Source organism: Anaerolineales bacterium, assembly GCA_015075725.1.
Lineage (GTDB): Bacteria > Chloroflexota > Anaerolineae > Anaerolineales > Villigracilaceae > Villigracilis.
In genome coordinates this window covers 2,156,354-2,173,620 of sequence record JABTTV010000001.1, presented here as the reverse complement: position 1 = coordinate 2,173,620, position 17,267 = coordinate 2,156,354, and the positions used below count along the sequence as shown (strand labels likewise).

Annotated in this window: 20 protein-coding genes; 13 read left to right on the top strand and 7 right to left on the bottom strand. The window is 54.2% G+C overall.

The window, feature by feature from the left end:
- Positions 1 to 6: 6 nt before the first annotated feature.
- The 3 genes from HS100_10540 (at position 7) to HS100_10530 (ending at position 3,558) form a co-directional block, all read left to right on the top strand.
- The gene (locus HS100_10540) at positions 7 to 2,397 is read left to right on the top strand and encodes a ComEC/Rec2 family competence protein (protein ID MBE7434345.1); all 2,391 of its coding nucleotides are present in this window, start codon (positions 7 to 9) and stop codon (positions 2,395 to 2,397) included.
- 71 nt (positions 2,398 to 2,468) lie between these two features.
- Entirely contained in the window at positions 2,469 to 2,864 is a 396-nt protein-coding gene (locus tag HS100_10535) for an STAS domain-containing protein (GenBank protein ID MBE7434344.1), read from the top strand.
- 10 nt (positions 2,865 to 2,874) lie between these two features.
- Positions 2,875 to 3,558 carry a Type 1 glutamine amidotransferase-like domain-containing protein gene (locus HS100_10530; protein ID MBE7434343.1) on the top strand — a complete coding sequence of 228 codons (684 nt, stop codon included), beginning with the start codon at positions 2,875 to 2,877 and terminating at the stop codon, positions 3,556 to 3,558.
- Here HS100_10530 and HS100_10525 read toward each other — a convergent pair.
- Positions 3,555 to 4,223, bottom strand: a complete 669-nt coding sequence (locus HS100_10525; protein ID MBE7434342.1) for a cytochrome c biogenesis protein CcdA — start codon at positions 4,221 to 4,223, stop codon at positions 3,555 to 3,557. The genes HS100_10530 and HS100_10525 overlap by 4 nt on opposite strands.
- Before the next feature lie 52 nt (positions 4,224 to 4,275).
- Entirely contained in the window at positions 4,276 to 4,938 is a 663-nt protein-coding gene (locus HS100_10520) for a TlpA family protein disulfide reductase (GenBank protein MBE7434341.1), read from the bottom strand.
- A 153-nt stretch (positions 4,939 to 5,091) separates the two neighbouring features.
- Here HS100_10520 and HS100_10515 point away from each other — a divergent pair, with 153 nt between their 5' ends.
- The 5 genes from HS100_10515 (at position 5,092) to HS100_10495 (ending at position 9,338) form a co-directional block, all read left to right on the top strand.
- Positions 5,092 to 5,784 (top strand): response regulator transcription factor, encoded by a 693-nt coding sequence (locus tag HS100_10515; GenBank protein MBE7434340.1) that lies wholly within the window; start codon positions 5,092 to 5,094, stop codon positions 5,782 to 5,784.
- Positions 5,781 to 7,001 (top strand): HAMP domain-containing protein, encoded by a 1,221-nt coding sequence (locus HS100_10510; protein ID MBE7434339.1) that lies wholly within the window; start codon positions 5,781 to 5,783, stop codon positions 6,999 to 7,001. Before HS100_10515 ends, HS100_10510 begins: the two co-directional genes overlap by 4 nt.
- 105 nt (positions 7,002 to 7,106) lie before the next feature.
- Positions 7,107 to 7,628, top strand: coding sequence for a redoxin domain-containing protein (locus tag HS100_10505; protein ID MBE7434338.1), 522 nt, complete (start codon positions 7,107 to 7,109; stop codon positions 7,626 to 7,628).
- Between the two features lie 21 nt (positions 7,629 to 7,649).
- Entirely contained in the window at positions 7,650 to 8,606 is a 957-nt protein-coding gene (gene msrP / locus HS100_10500) for a protein-methionine-sulfoxide reductase catalytic subunit MsrP (protein ID MBE7434337.1), read from the top strand.
- Between the two features lie 51 nt (positions 8,607 to 8,657).
- Positions 8,658 to 9,338, top strand: coding sequence for a sulfoxide reductase heme-binding subunit YedZ (locus tag HS100_10495; GenBank protein MBE7434336.1), 681 nt, complete (start codon positions 8,658 to 8,660; stop codon positions 9,336 to 9,338).
- A gap of 39 nt (positions 9,339 to 9,377) precedes the next feature.
- On the opposite strand, the gene HS100_10490 is transcribed toward HS100_10495, so the two are convergent.
- The gene (locus HS100_10490; protein MBE7434335.1) at positions 9,378 to 9,602 is read right to left on the bottom strand and encodes a hypothetical protein; all 225 of its coding nucleotides are present in this window, start codon (positions 9,600 to 9,602) and stop codon (positions 9,378 to 9,380) included.
- Between the two features lie 109 nt (positions 9,603 to 9,711).
- Here HS100_10490 and HS100_10485 point away from each other — a divergent pair, with 109 nt between their 5' ends.
- Together HS100_10485 and HS100_10480 are read left to right on the top strand one after the other, a co-directional pair.
- Complete coding sequence (locus tag HS100_10485; protein MBE7434334.1) at positions 9,712 to 10,506, top strand: DsbA family protein; 795 nt, start codon at positions 9,712 to 9,714, stop codon at positions 10,504 to 10,506.
- Positions 10,507 to 10,664: 158 nt separating this feature from the next.
- Positions 10,665 to 11,330: a deoxynucleoside kinase gene (locus HS100_10480; protein MBE7434333.1), complete on the top strand. Its 666-nt coding sequence runs from the start codon at positions 10,665 to 10,667 to the stop codon at positions 11,328 to 11,330.
- Positions 11,331 to 11,370: 40 nt separating this feature from the next.
- Here HS100_10480 and pyrB read toward each other — a convergent pair whose 3' ends face one another.
- The 4 genes from pyrB to HS100_10460 all read right to left on the bottom strand — a co-directional run bounded on the left by pyrB (position 11,371) and on the right by HS100_10460 (position 14,614).
- Positions 11,371 to 12,351, bottom strand: a complete 981-nt coding sequence (gene pyrB / locus HS100_10475; GenBank protein MBE7434332.1) for an aspartate carbamoyltransferase — start codon at positions 12,349 to 12,351, stop codon at positions 11,371 to 11,373.
- A gap of 39 nt (positions 12,352 to 12,390) precedes the next feature.
- Positions 12,391 to 12,726: a divalent cation tolerance protein CutA gene (gene cutA, locus HS100_10470; GenBank protein ID MBE7434331.1), complete on the bottom strand. Its 336-nt coding sequence runs from the start codon at positions 12,724 to 12,726 to the stop codon at positions 12,391 to 12,393.
- 227 nt (positions 12,727 to 12,953) lie between these two features.
- Complete coding sequence (locus HS100_10465; GenBank protein ID MBE7434330.1) at positions 12,954 to 13,976, bottom strand: hypothetical protein; 1,023 nt, start codon at positions 13,974 to 13,976, stop codon at positions 12,954 to 12,956.
- A gap of 2 nt (positions 13,977 to 13,978) precedes the next feature.
- Positions 13,979 to 14,614, bottom strand: a complete 636-nt coding sequence (locus HS100_10460; GenBank protein ID MBE7434329.1) for a deoxynucleoside kinase — start codon at positions 14,612 to 14,614, stop codon at positions 13,979 to 13,981.
- Positions 14,615 to 14,690: 76 nt separating this feature from the next.
- On the opposite strand from HS100_10460, the gene HS100_10455 reads away from it, so the two are divergent.
- From HS100_10455 to HS100_10445, 3 genes are read left to right on the top strand one after another with little or no spacing between them, the layout of a single operon-like run.
- A complete protein-coding gene (locus tag HS100_10455) occupies positions 14,691 to 15,716 on the top strand; it encodes a glycosyltransferase family 4 protein (protein MBE7434328.1) in 1,026 nt (341 codons plus the stop codon).
- A 19-nt stretch (positions 15,717 to 15,735) separates the two neighbouring features.
- Positions 15,736 to 16,155, top strand: a complete 420-nt coding sequence (locus HS100_10450; protein ID MBE7434327.1) for a nuclear transport factor 2 family protein — start codon at positions 15,736 to 15,738, stop codon at positions 16,153 to 16,155.
- Positions 16,156 to 16,161: 6 nt separating this feature from the next.
- Positions 16,162 to 17,262, top strand: coding sequence for a glycosyltransferase family 4 protein (locus tag HS100_10445; protein MBE7434326.1), 1,101 nt, complete (start codon positions 16,162 to 16,164; stop codon positions 17,260 to 17,262).
- Positions 17,263 to 17,267: the final 5 nt, after the last annotated feature.

Below are 17,267 nucleotides of genomic sequence, written 5' to 3'. Positions count from 1 at the left end.
CACCACATGCCCCTGCTGTGGATTTCATTATCCTTCCTCGTGGGAATTGTCCTAGCCGCCTCCATCCCACTCCCCGCCTGGGCATGGGTATTGATCGCGGTTCTTTTCCTTCTTCTATTTCCATTTCTGCGTCGTCGCTTTTCACACAACCCGTTCACGGTTTTCCATCTTCCACTCTCTGCATTCCACTTTTACCTCCCCGTCTTCCTCCTTCTCGGTTCCGCCTACTATCAGATTCGCCAGCCGGGCATAGATGCATTTCACATCGCTTTCTACAACGACCGCGAATACGAATTACTGATCACCGGTTCGCTGGCTGAACCTCCCGATCATCGCGACAATTACACCAATCTAAAAATCGACGTCAGCGCTGTGGATACGGGCGACGGCGACCTGCCTGCATCCGGTCAGGTTTTGGTGCGCGTCCTGCCGAACGAAGAGTATCGATATGGCGAACGCATCCGCCTGCGCGGTGAATTGCAGACCCCGCCTGAAAACGAGGAATTTTCCTACCGCGATTATCTCGCGCGCCAGGGAATCCATTCCTACATGACAAAGGCTGAAGTGACGCGACTTCCCGGAAACGATGGCAACTTCATCTACCGATTTATATACAGTTTCAAATCGAGACTGGTCGAAAATGCATATAAAATCTACCCCGACCCCGAAGCCTCTCTTTTTGCAGGCATCCTCTTCGGTGTGGATACGGGTTTGCCGAAAAAACTGCAGGAAGCCTTCAAAAATACCGGCACGGCGCATATTATCGCGATATCGGGATTCAACATTGCCATCATCGCGGGGTTGTTCTTTTCAACCTTTCGGATCATCTTGAGGAACGAAAGAGTCGGAGCTGCGCTTGCCGTCCTCTTTGTTTTCCTTTACGCCTTTCTCGTCGGCGGCGACCCGGCGGTGATGCGCGCCGCTTTCATGGGCAGCCTCTCCTTGTTTGCGCGGCAGATCGGCAGGCGCAACGCGGGACTCAACACGCTTGCCATCGTCGCCGTCATAATGTCCCTCATCAACCCGCTCACATTATGGGATGTGGGCTTTCAATTATCGTTCTTTGCCACGCTTGGATTGATCCTCTATGCCGAACCCTTCTCGAGTTTTACCGCCAGCCTGATCGAAAAAAACTCAAAAACCGATAACACCGCGCTCGTCCGCATCCTCAACGATAATGTCATCCTCACACTCGCCGCGCAGGTCATGACCATTCCGCTTATGATGTATTATTTTCACCGGTTCTCCATCGTGTCCTTCATCGCCAACCCGTTTATCCTGCCCGTCCAACCGGCGGTGATGATCCTCGGCGGACTGGCGGTTTTCGTCAGCCTCATCATCCTCCCGCTCGGTCAACTGCTGGCGTGGGTCGCCTGGCCCTTTGCGGGTTACACCATCCGCACCGTGGAATTCTTCGATGGGATTCCCAACGGCGTGATCGTATTAGGAGACGTGCCGCTTTGGCTCATCTATATGACATACGCTTCGCTTCTTCTCGTGACCTTTAACTGGTCCAGCATCCAATCCTGGTTCAAGTCCTCGGCTGCTTCGCTTCGAGCCGCTGCGTGGACGATCCTCCTCGCTTTCATCTTTATCTGCATGACACTGTTTTGGAGCGCCTCGTCAAAATCCGGCGACGGGCGTTTTCACGTCATCATCCTCGATGCCGGTTCCGCCGACGCTGTGCTCATCCAAACGCCGGAAGGAAGAAATATCCTCATCAATGGCGGGGAAAGCGCTTCTGAACTTTCCGATGAACTCGGCAGGAGACTTCCCTTCTTCACCCGCAACCTGGACTGGCTACTTATCGCTTCGACACAGGAGAATCAACTCGCCGCATTGCCGCGCATCGTCGAGAGATACGAACCCAAAAACGTTTTGTGGGGCGGAAATGTGCAAGCCTCTTTCTCTGCGCGTTTATTGGACGAATATTTTGCGGAAAACGAAATCCCCGTCAGCCGCGCGGAGGCGGGACAAAGGCTCGAGCTGGGTGATGGCGCGTTCATCGAGATTCAAGCTGAAGGTCCGCGGGGATGCGTGCTGCTGGTCGAGTATGGGGGTTTCCGCGCCCTGCTTCCCATCGGCGTGAGCGAAGGGACGTACGAATCCATCGAATTTGGAAATTCGATCGGCAAGGTGGATGTGCTCGTGCTCGCTGATTCGGGATACGCGCCCAGCAACCCATCGGATATGTTCCAGAATATGAATCCGGAATTGGCGATCTTGAGCGTCGCCGCGGGTGACCAGAACGGATTGCCCGATCAGGAGGTATTGGATTCGCTCGAAGGATACTCCCTGCTCCGCACCGACCGTAACGGCTGGATCGATATCAGCACGGATGGAATCGAGATGCGGGTCACGGTGGAACGGGGAGAAAATAACGTGAATAATGAATAGGGAATGGCAAAGGGGGAACATGTATAATGACGATGGATCGGCTCATTGCGCATGTCAAAGGAGATGGATGCATGTCGGAAATGTTGAAAATTATCAAGTCGGCAGACAGGATAACCACCCTGCGCCTGGATGGAAAACTGGACGGCCAGACCGAGGGTGAACTTGTTGACGCCGCCCGCGCCGAATTCGATTCCGGCGCCCGGTTCCTGCTGCTGGATTTCGGCGGATTGCAATTGATCACCAGCGCAGGCTTGCGCGCCCTGCACACCATTTTCAAGATCTACACCCCTGACGCGGAGATCATCGCCTGGAAAAAGGAACATTCAGGGGAGACCTATAAGTCGTCTTATTTCAAGATCGCCCAGCCCGCGCCGGATATCCATTATGTGCTGAGCATCTCCGGATTCGTGAATAGCATTTACATCTTCCCCACTTTGCAGGAAGCGCTCGACTCGTTTTCATCCTAGGCTCAGACTCATGGGTTGCCTCATCCTCGAAGGCGGCGCTGAGTTTGGCGGACGCATGTCCGAGCCGGACTTGCGCGGCATCGATCTGGCTGGCGGCTTCGATGCGCCGATCGCCATCCTCCCAACCGCCGCCGCGCCGGATAACAATCACAAACGGGCGGGGATCAATGGTGTGCGCTGGTTTCAAAGCCTTGGCGCGAAGAATGTTTTTTCGCTGGATGTGATTGATTCAAAGTCTGCAAACGATGCCGTCCTTGCCGCCTCAATTCGGACCTCGAAACTGATCTATTTGCTGGGAGGTTTTCCACGTCATTTGGGCGAGACGTTGAAGGACAGCGTGTGTTGGTCTGCCGCGTTGGAGGTGCATCAAAATGGCGCGGTCATCGCCGGGAGCAGCGCCGGGGCGATGGTGCTGTGCGAGCATTATTACGACCCTTATGAAAGGAAATTATTGCGCGGCTTGAACCTGCTTCCCAATGCCTGCGTCCTGCCGCACCACAATCAATTCGGTAAGGCGTGGGCAAACCAAATGAGACAAATGCTGCCCGAAGCCGTGTTGATCGGAATCGACGAAGCGACGGGCATGGTGAATGACGCGAGCGGCAAATGGCAAGTTTACGGCGGCGGGGAGGTGACGCTTTACCGAACCGGATCAACTGTCGGCTATGGGGGAGGCGAAACATTCTCGCTTTAGAAATAGGATTGAATTAACTCCCAGTTGATGTAGAAATCGTAGGTACCAACTCCCAATAAAAGCATGCCGCTGATGAAGTTGATCAGACGCGCGCGCATGGCGAACTGGCGCGTGATCCAGCGTTGGGCGACACCGGAGAGGAATGATAACAGCAGGAGCGGAATTCCGAATCCCAAGCCGAACCAGAGGAAGACATTCAACTTCCCGAGCGCATCGGCGACAGTGAGCGATAATGCAAAGATGCTCACAACCAAAGGACCGGAACACGGCAACGCGATGGGACCGTAAAGCAAGCCATAAACGAACGCATTCGCAAAGGGATGTGAAAGCAGCGGCACCTGGATTTGGGGAAGTTTCTTGAAGGGGTTGATGTTCAAGAGTAGCAGCACGCCAAACAAAATGATGATGAGATCGGCAACGGGGATGACGAACGCCAACGCCTGTCCGATTGAAATGGACAGCAAGGCAATGACGGCTCCAAGCGCGAGCATCATGGTCAGCACGCCAGCCAGCACGAAGAAGCCGAGTAGATACCGGGCGGTTTTGTTTTGCAGTTTTTCCTGTCCGCCGCTGAGATAGGCGAGGAAGCCCGGATATAACGGCAGCACACACGGGCTGGTGGTGGCTAGCAAGCCGAGCGAAAGGGAGGTGAGGATGGTTTCCATAAGGTCTGACTTGTGTCACCCTAAGCGATAGCAAAGCATGACAATCAAAACATTACATGTTCTCGTCGAGCAAGGGCTGGATGAAATTCAACAAGGCTTCCGCGCTTTTGATGCCAAATGGCAGCGGGTGGACGACGCCGTGCCGGTCAATGACAAGCATCGGTGTGGACGGCGGGTTGAGGAACTGGTCACCGTAGAGTGAAGAGAGATCGCGCGAAACTTCCGCAGGCGAGACGGCATACAACCAGTTAAAGCCCTGCGCATCCACAAAATCCTTGAGTTTGGAGGCATCTTCGTTCGGGTCGATATCCAACCCAATGCTGACGAAATCATCGCGTTCGCCAAGCAGACCATGCAATTCCTTCACTTGTCCCTGCTGGCGCAAACAGTTCGAACACCAAACCGCCATCGTCTCCACCAGAATGACCTTGCCTTTGAGGTCTTGAATAGTGAAGGTCTCACCGGTGCGAACATTCGTCAACGCAACGCTGAACCAGGCAGGGCTTTCCATCATGGCGTCCCCGGCGGGATTATCATCCATCATGGCTTCTTCGGTTGCCATGCTTTCGTCCATCGTTTCTTCGGTCATCATCGTATCGTGCATGGCTTCTTCCGTCGGCTTGTCCATCATCGCATCCTCGGCTGGCACGCCACAGGCAGTGACGAGGATCGTGGTCAACAAGACGATGCTGAAAAAGGTGGTTCGTAGTTTCATGATCAATGGGTCTCCTTGAATTCTCTTGAAACCGTAGGATAGGGGAATCATCTTACGAATTGCCTGTCTATTCATTACGAAAGTATGAACTCGCCCCGGAAAAGTAAGTTCCTGTTAGTGACTTTCGGCTGAGAATCAAGTATGATTTCACGCATGAATGAAACGCGCGTCCTCGTTGTGGAGGATGAACCCAGCCTCGCGGAAGTGGTCAGCCTCTACTTAAAACGCGCCGGGTATCAGGTACAGATCGCGGCGGACGGGAAACAGGCGATGGCGATTCTGGAAAAGCAAATTCCGGAATTCGTCATTTTGGATCTGATGCTCCCCGAAGTTGACGGTCTTTCCCTGACCGGCTGGCTGCGTGACCGTTCAAATGTGCCCATCATCATGGTGACGGCGCGGCGCGAGGAAATCGACCGCATCGCCGGTCTCGAAATGGGCGCGGACGATTACGTGGTCAAGCCGTTCAGTCCGCAGGAGTTGGTCAGCCGTGTTCGGGCGGTGCTAAGGCGCACTGGATGGGAGCAAGCCGGGGCGGAGCCTGAGCGCGATCTATCTTTTCAAGATATTCACATCAGCCCGGTCACCCGCACGGTGACGGTGCATGAGTCGCCCATCGAATTGACCGCGAAAGAATTCGATCTGCTGTATCTTTTGGCACGACATCCCAGACAAGTCTTCACGCGCGAGCAATTGCTGGAGCGTGTGTGGGGCGGCGCGGAGTACATCGATCCCGGCACAGTGACGGTTCACGTGCGCCGCTTGCGCGAGAAAATAGAAAGCGACCCATCGTCGCCGTCACGCCTGCTGACGGTGTGGGGCGTGGGATATAAATTCGAGCCATGAAATCTTCCGCCATTCTTCGTTTTATTGCAGGCGTGCTGCTCATCTTCATCATTTCGCTCGCCATCTTCAACATGATGATGGCGCCGCCGATGTACGAACTCGGCTTGATGGCGCTTTTCCTCGGCATCACGTCACTGGTTTCGGCTCTGGCGGGATATGCCGCCTATCGCTTCGGCTGGTTAACTCTTTCGCCCGCATTGCGTTGGTCGCTGTTGGGCGTGTACGCGCTTTCGAGTTTGCTGACCTTTTTCAACGTCTGGTTCTCGGCGCAGATGATGTTCGCCAGCCAGCACGATTTGCTGCTTGCAATCGTGCTGCTCGTCTTTGCAGGCGGGATGGCAATGGCGCTCGGCTATTTTCTTTCGTCAACCATCACTGACCGCGTCAATCAACTGAAAGGCGCGGCGGGGAAACTGGCGGAAGGCGACCTGAAGACCCGCGTCCCTGTGCATGGGCGGGATGAAGTTGCCATGCTCGCGAAAACCTTCAATCAGATGGCGGAACAACTCGAAGTTGCAGACGCCAAACAACGTGAAATGGAAAAGATGCGTTCCGAGCTGCTCGCCTGGGTTGGGCATGATTTGCAAACTCCGCTCGCGTCCATCCGCGCGATTCTCGAAGCGTTGGAAGACGGCGTGGTGGAAGATCCAGAAACGATCAAGCGGTATCTCAACACGGCACAGCGCGACGTGCGCTCATTGTCGGCGTTGATCGACGACCTATTCCAAATGGCGCAATTGAACGCAGGCGGATTCCAACTGGAACGCGCGAATTCATCGCTGGCTGACCTCATCTCCGACACGCTCGAATCTTTTGCAGAACTCGCGGCGCGGCAAAATATCAGATTGGCGGGAAGTGTTGACCCACAAGTTGACCCGGTGGATATGGATACCCGCCGCATCGGGCGCGTGTTGAATAATCTCATAGGCAACGCCATCCGCCACACACCCGCTGACGGGGAGATAAAAGTCACTGCGCGCCGAACCAACCGCGGCGTGGAAGTAAGCGTCGCAGATTCAGGCGAAGGCATCCGCCCGGAAGACCTTCCGCATATTTTTGACGGCTTCTATCGCGGAGAAAAATCACGCAGCCGCTCCACAGGCGGAGCCGGGTTGGGTCTCGCCATCTCGCGCGGAATCGTGCAGGCGCACGGCGATGATATTCATGTTGAAAGCCAAGCCGGTCAAGGCAGCCGATTCACATTTCATATCCCCTAATAAAACTCTCAGAATTGCGTAAGCCTTTCGTAAGGAAGTTTCCATACAATGACCTCATCCTTGAGGTGAAAGGTGAAACGATTATTCCTTGGACTGCTGTTCGTGCTGACCGCGTGTTCGACTCCAGCGGAGTCACAACCATTGGAGGCTGACATTCCACAATACGCCGCCTCATTGCCCGACCTCGGGCTTGCTCCTGAACTAACGAACGATACCTGGCTGAATGTGGATTCTCCGCTCCGCCTCGCCGACTTACGCGGAAAAGTGGTCGCGCTCGAAATGTGGACGTTTGGCTGTTATAACTGCCAGAACGTGATGCCATCGCTCAAGGAATGGCATTCCAAATATTCCGGCGAAGGTTTGGTCATCATCGGCAATCATTATCCCGAATTTTCCTTTGAAGAGAGTTTGGACAACCTGCAAGCCGCCGTCCTCGAAAACGGAATCGAATACGCCGTGGCGCAGGACAACGACGGCAAAACCTGGCGCGCCTACGATAATCGCTACTGGCCCACCCTATACCTGATTGACAAACAAGGACACATTCGTTATGTTCACATCGGCGAAGGCAGATACAAGGAAACCGAAGCCGTCATTCAAGCCCTGCTCGAAGAGTCCTACCCGTAATAAGATTAGGAGATAACAGCCATGACTCATCCATATAAATCCGTACCGGTTCGCCCATCCGAGATCACGCCCAAAGAGGTCTATCTCTCGCGGCGCGACTTCATCAAAGCCGCAGGTGTCATTGCCGGAAGTGTCGCGCTCGCCGCCTGCGCGCCGGAAGCGGCCGAAAACACCGAAGCCGCCGCGCCCGCACCTGACCGCCCGTCTTTCACCGACGAACTGGGTGACATGGCAAACACCTTCGAAGAGATCACCGGCTACAACAATTATTACGAGTTCAGCACCAATAAAGAAGCTGTAAAACCGCTGGCTGAGAATTTCAACCCCTCTCCTTGGACAGTGGAAGTGACCGGCATGGTCGCAAAACCCAAGACCTTCGGCATCGAAGACCTGCTCTCAATCTTCACGCAGGAGGAACGCATCTACCGTCTGCGATGCGTGGAGGCCTGGAGCATGGTCATTCCGTGGAACGGTTTCCCTCTTGCAAGCCTTTTGAAACAAGTCGAGCCGACATCCGACGCGCAATACGTCCGCTTTGAAACAGTTTACCGTCCCGAAGAGATGAAAGGGCAGGGCAGCGCGTTCTATCCCTGGCCCTACCAGGAAGGGCTGCGCCTCGACGAGGCCATGAACGACCTCGCCATTCTCGCCACCGGCTTGTACGGCGAAATGATGCCCAATCAGAACGGCGCGCCCATCCGCCTCGTCGTGCCTTGGAAATACGGATTCAAATCCATCAAAGCCATCGTCAAGATCGAGTTGACCGACCAGCGTCCCAACACCTTGTGGAATACTGTCGCGCCCAACGAATACGGCTTCTATTCCAACGTCAACCCGAACGTGGATCATCCGCGCTGGTCGCAGGCGTCTGAACGGCGTATCGGAGAACTCACCCGCCGTGAAACGCTCATGTTCAATGGCTACGCCGAGCAGGTCGCCCATCTGTATGACGGCATGAATCTGAGTTTGCACTATTAAAAGGCAGACCTCCGAAGTCTCGAAGACTTCGGAGGTCTCATACATCGATTAATGAAAATCTTCAAACTCTACACTCCCCTACAAATCGCAATTCATCTCTACGCCTGGTCAGCCCTCGCGTGGATCGCCATCGAATTGCTGTCCGGTTCGTTTTCCATAAACCCGATCCAGGAACTCGAGCAACGCACGGGCCGTCATGCGATCACGCTGCTGGTGATGTCCATGCTATGCACGCCGCTAAACACACTGATCAAATATCCCGAACTCCTTAAACGCCGCCGCACGCTCGGCTTATATGCCCTGATGTATGCGACGATCCATGTCCTGATCTTCGTCAACCTGGATTACGGTCTCGCGTGGAGTTTGATAGCCCGCACAATTTTCGAAAAGCCTTACATCCTCGTCGGCGCAACCGCCTTCCTCATGCTTATTCCGCTGGGCATTACTTCATTCGACGTCTGGAAAGTCCGTCTCGGCAGGAATTGGAAACGCCTTCATCAAACCGTATATCTCATCGGGCCGCTCGCCGTACTTCATTTTGCCTGGAGCAAGAAAGGCGATATCTTCACATTATCCGGCGATATCGTCCGCCCGTTGATCTATGGACTCGTCCTCGCGATTTTTCTTATCCTGCGGATTCCCGTTGTGAAGAAGTACATCGCTTCACTCCGGACACGGGGCTTGAGCCTGCGCTTCAAACGGAATCCCGAGCCGAAAGCGGATGCGACTTAAGCTTTAGTTGACTGTCACTTCTGAAGTGACAGTCAACTATTAGAACATCCCGCGCAGGAAGAGCAAAAGACCGATGATCGCCAGCGGAACGCCCACGATCGCGCCGACAATGGTCAGGCTGACGAGGACTCCCGCGAGGATCAGCACAAAGCCGAGCACCATCGCCACGAAGCGTCCTGTCATCTCCACAATGACTGCGAGCAGTTTCCAGATCGCTGCAAAGGGCCACAGATACCAGGGAATGGAATGTTTTTGAGTCGTCATGAGAATGACCTCCATGCCGATATACGTTGGTTTTTCCAAAAAGGTGCAGGTGAAAATAATTTAAGACTCTTTTCCCAAATCCGCCCCGAAAGACTATAATCCGCTTACTATGACCACATCAAAAACCACAAGATCAAAAAAATCCGCGCCAGCCGTGTTCGAGCCCGTCATCGAGGATGTCTCCGAAGACGCGGGGACGAACTCCGAGGAGTTCGTCACGTTCAAGCGCAGTCACTTCTATTCCGTGCTTGTCGTGCTGGCGTTTGCCGTAGGCATCCTGTTGGGGTACGTCATTTGGGGGCGGGATACAGCCGTTGTCGCCCAACAACCTTCAGGTCCGGTGGCTGAAGCGCCGGTTGAAGAACCTCAATATACACGGTACGACATCCCCACTGAAGGTTTTCCCAGCCTCGGTCCCGCCGATGCTCCCATCACCATTGTCGAATTCAGCGACTTCCAATGCCCGTACTGCCGCCGCTTCCACCAAGAGACCTACCGCGCATTGCTCGATGCCTACCCCGGGCAGATCCGCTTCGTGTACCGCAACCTGCCGCTGACGTCCATCCATCCCGATGCGATGCCTTCTGCGGTTGCATCCCTCTGCGCGGACGATCAGGACGCCTATTGGGATTATCACGAAAAATTATTCAGCAGTGAAACCCTCACAAGGGATGCCTTCATCGAGTACGCCACAGACCTGAACCTCGATATTGAAGAATTCACAGCCTGTCTCGACAGTGGCAAACACGACGAATTCATTCAGGATGATATGAATTTTGCGATCAACCTCGGCGTGCAATCCACACCGACATTTTTCATCAATGGGCTGGCGGTCGTGGGCGCCCAGCCGCTCTCATCGTTCACCCAGATCATCGACCAGGAACTGGCGGGAGAAATCCCTTAAAACATTCATAAAGACGCGAGGATAGAGGAGCGCGGCCTTGGAATACCGGAAGGAAAACGGCGGACGATAATGTCTGCCGTTTTCTTAAAACACCACGCATGGATTCAACCCGGTGGTAAGATTCGACCCATCAAACCACCATCCCCTGAGAGAATGCCATGAAACGATTTATAGCCATTGCGGGAAACATCGGAGTTGGAAAATCCACGCTTGTGAAAATGCTGTGCGACCAGATGGGCTGGGACCCGTTCTATGAGCCGGTGACGCAAAATCCCTACCTCGCCGATTTCTACAAGGACATGTCCGCCTGGGCATTCCATTCGCAGGTCTTCTTCCTCACCCACCGCCTGCGTTCGCATTTCAGCCTTGCCCAGCATCCCAACTCTGTGATCCAGGACCGCAGTGTATACGAAGATGCGGAGATTTTCGCCCATAACCTCTACCTGCAAAGCAACATCACCGAACGCGATTACCAGACCTACCGAGATTTGTACGAAACCGCCGTCCAATTCCTGCCCCCGCCGGACCTGGTCATATACCTGCGCGCCTCGGTGGACACCCTCCTTCGACGCATCAGCCAGCGCGGACGCGACTACGAACGAACCATTTCCCCCGATTACCTGCAAAACCTGAACGACCTGTACGAAGGCTGGATCGAAAACTTCACCCTCTGCCCGATCCTCGCCGTCCCTGCCGATGATCTGGATTACGTCGCCCACAACGGGCATTTGAGATTGATCGTCTCCAAGATCGAAGCGAAACTGACCGGAAAAGAAGAGGTCGTTTTTGAACCGGATGAAGTGGCAAGAGCCGCGGAAGATTAATCGTTATCAGGTTGAATTACCTGATACCCCGCACCTGACACTACGCTTTACCAAGCACCATCGCCAATAACGCCATCCTTACATATAAACCGTATTCCATCTGCCTGAAATACGCGGCGCGCGGATCGTCGTCGAAATCCATGCTGATCTCGGTCACCCGCGGAAGCGGATGCATGACGATCATTTCCCTTTTGGCGGCTTTCATCATGGCGGGATCGATCACATAGGCGCCCTTGACCTTTTCATAATCGGCGGGGTCTTCGAAGCGCTCCTTTTGGACCCGGGTCACATACAGCACATCGGTTTCGGGAAGCACCTTTTCGAGGGAGGAATATTCCGTTTGCGGGACGCCCTTCGCACCCACCTCGTCCATTACCTCCTTTGGCATTTTCAAAATCTCCGGCGAGACGTAATTCAGCTTTATATTGTCGAATTGCGAAAGCAATCGCGCGAGTGAATGGACGGTACGCCCATATTTCAGGTCTCCAAGCAATGTGACGGTCAGATCATCGAGCCTGCCCAATTCCTCCATGATGGTGAATGTATCCAACAAAGCCTGGGTGGGATGTTCTCCGACTCCGTCGCCCGCGTTGATGATCGGTTTCCTGGCTGCTTTCGCCGCGATCGCCGCCGAGCCGGTCTCTGGATGGCGCAGGACGATCACGTCCGCATAACATTCCAACGTGCGGACGGTATCGCTCAGGCTCTCCCCTTTCGTCACCGAGGAATACTTCACTTCATTGATCGGGATGACCGAGCCGCCCAGCCGCTCCATGGCGGCAGTGAATGACGACGATGTACGTGTGGATGGTTCATAAAACAGATTGGTAAGAATTTTCCCTTTGAGCAGGTCGAACGTTCCGATCCGCTCGACCATGCCGCGCATTTCATGCGCGACACCGAATATGTATTCCAGGTCGTTGCGGCTGAACTGCTTGACTGAAATGATGTCCTTGCCGTACCAGGCGGCATGTTTGTTTTCGCCAAAGGGAAGGTATGGGTTGGCGGGTGTTGTGGGCATTTGGAACTCCTTGTAACTCGCGGGTTTGGAATTTAGAATTCACCTGAAAAGATGATTCGCCAGCGGAACGATATTGATCAGCGGTTCTTCATATGGATGGACGCTTTTTATCACTTTGACCGCCTCCTCGACCAGTTCGCGCCTGCAATTGACTTCGATTTTGTATTCCGCCACTTCGCTGAGTTTACCTTCCTCGCCATCGAAGGGATTGGAACCAGGCAGGGGGCGGAAAAATCCGCGCACGGGGATCAGCGCGACGCAATGATCGTAATTGCCGATCACACCCACGCCGATCTCCGCAAGTGCGTCGGCGATTTTCATGGCGTGATCCTGCGGCGTGAAGATTTCAAGTTTGACGTCGGTGAAGTTGTTCATGGCTATTTTCCGAATTGTCATGCTGAGCCGCGGAGCGGCGAAGCATCACTACGATTATCTCAGGGACCCTTCGCTCAGGGTGACATGACGAAAGGCACATTAAGAAAAAGCCTGACAATTACTTGTCAGGCTTTTCGAGAAACAAACATAAATGCGTTCAGTCGAAATACGTCCAAAGGGTGAAATGTTTCGATTCTTATTAACATCGGCGCTGATTATACACAGATTCAAAGTCCTGTCGATGGTTCGGCATCCAATCCATGACCGGCAGCGAGTTCGTCGAAGGTGATCTCCAACTCGTCGAGGAACTGGTCGAGCCCGGCGACACGGTCTGGGAAAGCCTCGATCAATCCGAGCGCATTGCAGGCATCCCGCCAGAATTTGAGGTGGTCGCCGCCGAGCAACTGCGTGGATAAGGTCCAGGTATGAAGGAGGGGCCAGAGGGCGGAAAGAGGCGTATCTCCATCCAGCAGGGCTTTGATGGCCTTTTCGTAATAATTCAATCGGGCGGGATGAATCCGCGCGTCCACGCCGGGGGTTTCGGATGCAATGCGAAATGCGGCTTTCCAATCCGAAAGCCAGCTCTTGATCTTCTCCGCATCCACATGGGCGGCGCCAAGCAGGCCGTAAACAGCGGCGACCATGCCGGGCTTTTGCGCGGCTTCGGCGCGGGCGGGGAAATCGAGCAGAAGACGCCGCTCCCAAATGGGGGGACCGTTGAGTTCGGAAATCGCATTGACGGCATGGAATAATGCTTTCATGTATTTTCGAATCTCATTCGGTCCCGGCTCACCGTCGAATTCAGAAATGTCCATCCAGTTTCCGCGCCCATGCGAGAGAAGCGTTCGGCAGCGCTGCAATGTGAGCGGCGGTTGTTCGAATTCGAATCCAGCGCGCAGGCTGGCCTGCACGAAGTCGAAGAATTTTTCGCGTTCATACAGCAGGACGGGATCGTACATTTCATAACCCAGCCACGGGTCGCCGCGCAGTTCGCGAGGATTTTTGAACTCGTCTTTTGCGCGGCGGCTGATGTCGATGTGAAAATCGGGGGTAAGTTTGGCGAACTCGCGCGTCTTTATTGGTGTCGTCGCGTGGACGAAAACGATGTCGATATCCGCCGTGCCGCCCAACATCGGTTCGGCGCGAAGGGAACCTGTGAGATATGCTGCAACAATATCGGAATCGTTATATGCCCGTTCCTGGACGGTTTCCCTGGCGATGCGTAAAAGGGATTCTCGCGTGACTCGCATCGTTATGGCATCGGCAGGGCGGGCTGGTACGGAGTCAGCCCCAAAGTTTCGCGAATGCGGTTTTCGATCAATTTGATGTGCTCCACATTCTGGACAATATTCAGATCATTCGTATCGATCTTCAATACAGGCGCGCGGTCCAACGTCTTCGAGAAGAAATTTTCGTATGCCAGGTTCAATTCGTCTATGTAGGCGCGTTCCATCTGTCGTTCATACGGCCGGTCTCGGAAGGCGATGCGCCCCATGAGCGTGTCGGTCGTCGCCTGCAAATAAACGATCAGGTCCGGCTTTGGGATCTTTTCGCCGAGGGCTTCATGCACCTTGTGATACATCTCGAGCTCATCGCCCTTCAAGTTGATTCCCGCGAACAGCGCATCCTTTGAGAAGGTGTAATCGGAGATCAAGCTTTTCCCGGCGGCGAGGAGATCCGGCACGTTGTTGTTCTGCTGACGGTAACGGCTGAGCAAAAAGAAGATCTGGGTCTGAAAAGCATATCGCGCGCGATCCGCGTAGAAATCGGAGAGAAAGGGATTCTCTTCGAACACTTCCAACAATACTTCAGCTTCGAACGCCGGCTGCAAGAGTCGGGCGAGGGTGGTCTTTCCCACGCCGATCACACCTTCGATGGCGATATACATGAACGAATTCTCCCGAATGATATGGGCAAAGGATACCATAAATCGACAGCCGCGCCGCTACGATATAATTTCACATATGACCCGCATTTGCATCACGCCATTCGTCGAACAAACGGGCGGCATGACATCGTTCCGTTTGAAATTCGAACAGGGATTGAAAACCCGCAGCATCGAAGTGACCTACGATTTGGATGACAAGTTCGACGCCGTGCTTGTCATTGCGGGCACGCGCTTCATCCGTGATTTGAGCCGGATTCGCAAACGGGGCATTCGCGTCGTCCAGAGATTGGATGGGGTCAACTGGGTGCATCGCGTGAAATGGTCCGGGGTGAGATATACCGTCCGCGCAGTGTATGGGAATATGGTGCTTGCCTTGATTCGGAACCGCTTCACAGATCGGGTGATCTATCAGAGTCACTTCATTCGCAAATGGTGGGAGGATTGGTATGAAGTCGCGAAATCGCCTGCAAACGTGATCCACAATGGAATCGACCTAAATGCCTACACGCATAATGGGGACCATGCACGCTCGAATAATACTTTCCAAATGCTGCTCCTCGAAGCGAATCTCACGGATGGATTGAACTCCGGACTCTTCCATGCGGTATCAGTCGCGGAGAAACTGGCTGAGAAATACCCAATGAAAGTCGTCGTGGCAGGGAACGTCGACGAGGCAGCTGGGAAAAAAATACTTTCCATGACCGCATCGAAAAAGGATCTCGAAGTTGAATTCCTCGGCACGATCCCGCACGCGGAGATTCCCAGGCTGGCACGTTCATCCCATTTGATGTTCTGTGCCGAGGTCAACCCGCCCTGCCCCAACTCGGTCATCGAAGCGCTGGCATGCGGATTACCCGTCATCGGTTTCGACACGGGTTCGCTCAAGGAATTGGTCGGCGAGGAAGCAGGCGTCATCGTCCCTTATGGGGCGAATCCCTGGAAATTGGAACTGCCGGATGTAAACTCGCTGGCGGCTTCGGCGGAGTCGGTGCTGGAGAATCAGGATACCTTCCGGGCGGCAGCGCGGAGGCGCGCGGAGGAAAAATTCGGGCTTGATAAGATGGTGGAGGCTTATCTCAGCGTGTTGCTGGGTGGCGGATAGCCGGAGATTGGAGAATCGAATGGACAAAGAAATCCACGAGTTTTTGTTGAAACATTTGAACGGCATCATGACCAACGACATTGCGTCGTATCACGAAACGACATCCGAAGACCTGACGCTTTACGAATGGTGGGTCACGCCGCACAGATTGGACGGGCTTCCCTTCCATGAATTCATGATGAACTCGAACGCCGAGCGCGGCGCCGTCTTCGGCGCGGAACAGATTGGAAAGACCCGGTTTGATCTCTCGAATTTATTGATCCAACGATACGGCGATACGGCAATTGCAAGTTACACATTGCTCATCAGCACGGCAACCGGTTCAGGAGTTCAGGTCGCCGCTCACAACGAAAGCCGTGTGATGATGAAATTGGATGGAAAGTGGAAGGTAGTGCATGTGCATAAGTCTCCGGCTTATTCCGCGCCGCATACGGGGTAAGGCGCAATGAACGGGTTCCCCGGCAAACTGGGTTTGCAACAGCGCGTCCTGCCGTCTTATCGAGTCCCGTTCTTTGACCTGCTCGCAAGTCATTGCAAAAGCGGGTTGAGTCTGTTTGCCGGAAGAGCCCGTCGCGCAGAGATGATCATCGATGGGGAAACGCAAACCGCAAAACGCGTGACGGCGGATAATCTTCACCTGTTCGGCGGTTCGCTGTATCTTTGCTTTCAGCGCGGATTCATTCGCTGGCTCGAAGATTGGAATCCCGATGCGTTGATCATGGAAGCCAATCCGCGCTATCTCGCCTCCCCCTCCGCCGTAAGCTGGATGCACAAACGCGGACGAAAAGTCCTCGGCTGGGGCTTGGGAGCGCCAAAACGTAGTGAACTTTGGAAACGCTTCGTCCGTCAATTCGACGGGATGATCGCGTACAGTCAGCGCGGCGCGGACGAGTATGCGGCGCTTGGCTTTCCGCGTGAGAAGATATTTGTGGCGCACAATTCAGTGTCACCTGCTCCTACATCTCCCATACCAAGCCGACCATCGATCTTTAATCCTTCGACACTGTTTCGCCAGACAGGGCAACGCCTTCGACCAACCCTATTATTTGTCGGCAGACTACAAGCCAGAAAACGCGTTGATTCGTTATTACGCGCCTGTGCGGAAATGGAATCGCAACCGCGTTTGCTCATCGTCGGGGACGGACCCGAACGAGACTCGCTGCAAACCCTGGCAAGCGAAGTCTATCCATCCGCGGAGTTCATCGGCGCGAAACACGGCGTGGAATTGAAACCATATTTCGAGCAGGCTGACCTTTTTGTTCTACCCGGCACGGGCGGGCTCGCCGTCCAAGAGGCGATGAGTTATGGTTTGCCGGTCATTGTCGCAAAAGGGGATGGAACGCAAGATGATCTGGTTCGAGAAAAGAACGGCTGGCAGATCGAACCGGAGAATTACAGCGCGCTGGTTTCGACAATGAAAAACGCGCTGTCGGACACAGCGCGTTTGCGGGAGATGGGGAAGGAATCGTTCCGGATCGTTTCGGAAGAGATCAATATCCAGAAGATGGCTGAGATTTTCATCCGGGCGTTGAATTCGCTCACGTGATCAGG